The following is a 1426-nucleotide window of genomic DNA, read 5'->3' on the forward strand; positions in this document are numbered from 1 at the left end:
TAATGCCAGTCAGTTAAGCCTGACTGGCATTGTTTTTACTAGGTTTTCTCGTCGCATACTTCTGTGGTTTGGCTTTGATGCACCTTGGGTAACTTCGTTCTCGGCGGGCGGGTAACTTGAACTGCTCTGCCTGTTTGTCCAACTCAGCGACACGCCCTGGAACCATGCCCGGTGACACAAACGGCAGGCAACTGAGTTCATGCAGCAGATACACCGATGCCATGTGAAAGCTCAACTGGCTGGCCGTATAGCCCTTTAAGCTCGCCGCCATCCTAACCATCTGATATCTCAGTAGGTTATAGGCCAATACCAAGCCCCATAGCTCCTGCCTTACTCCATCGGGTTTCTTGCTGCGCAGCGTCAGCCGGTGCTGTTGCAGGCTATGTTTCATCTCCCGATAGCCCAGCTCGATTTCCCAGCGATTCTGGTATAGCTCCATCAACTCGCTGGCCGGGAAGCGCAGCGGGTCGGTGAGCGAGGTCAGCACCTGCCGCTCCTTGCCGTTTACCGTCCGGGTCAGCAGCCGGGCTTCGAACTGCTCCGGCAACTCGCTCCACTTCTTCTTGGCCTGCGGACTGGCACTGAGGCGTACCAGCACATCCTGCCGCCCCAGCTTGCGGATGACCTCGTATTGAGCCCCCTTTTTCAGCGGAATAAGCCAGTGACGCGCTACGCCCTGGCGTTGCCAGGCATGGAGTAACCCCAGTGAGTAGAAGCCCTTATCGAACAGGGTCAGGCTATTATCGGGTGTTTTTTCAATCAGTTGCTCTGCCAACACCATCTCGTTTACCGCACAGGAGTCCATCACTGTCTGGGTCAGCAGATGACTGGTCAGCTCCATCTGACACAACATGCGGACCTGGGGATATTGCGTCTCCCCCTGGACGGTTTTCGACTTGGCAAAGGCGCCGGCATTGTCCGGAGTATCGGGCGTGCGCCAGACCACCCCGTCCACGGCCAGCAGCTGCAAGCCGGCCCAGGTGGGGTGCTGACACTGCTGATGCCAGAGTGTGGCGGTCTGCTGGAACACCTGTCGAACGGCTTGGTCAGCCAGTTTTTGGCGCGCCTGGATGAAGGCGCTGGGGACGACAAACGGCCGGTCGCCGGGTAACAGGATATCGAGCTGGTTGGCCAGCTGGGCCATAGGGACATGACGAAACAAGGACATCCCGATAATGGCCCATAGCACCCGCTCCATGGGCATGCGCCGTCGGCGCAAGGAGACGGAGCCCGTCTCGGCCAAGCAAGCCTGCACCAGTTCAGGTGACAGCAGGTCAGACAGGGACTCAAACTTTCCGGGAGGACAGGCGTGAATGAAGTCGAGAGCTTGGTCGATACGCATAAAAAAATCCGAAACCCAACAAGGAGTTTCGGATTCTTACACAGCCTGAGGATCGGTCAATGGATCCTTAACTGATCGGCATTA

1 protein-coding gene is annotated in these 1426 nt (G+C 57.2%); it reads right to left on the reverse strand.

The genetic code is table 11. The annotated features are described in order from the left end of the window. Nucleotides 1–13 precede the first annotated feature (13 nt). Nucleotides 14–1342, reverse strand: coding sequence for an IS4 family transposase (locus MUW49_RS18075; RefSeq protein ID WP_053288733.1), 1329 nt, complete (start codon nt 1340–1342; stop codon nt 14–16). Between the last annotated feature and the right edge of the window lie 84 nt (nt 1343–1426).

This window comes from Aeromonas sp. LsrichE-8G, from assembly GCF_022869435.1.
Classification (GTDB): Bacteria; Pseudomonadota; Gammaproteobacteria; order Enterobacterales; family Aeromonadaceae; genus Aeromonas; species Aeromonas caviae.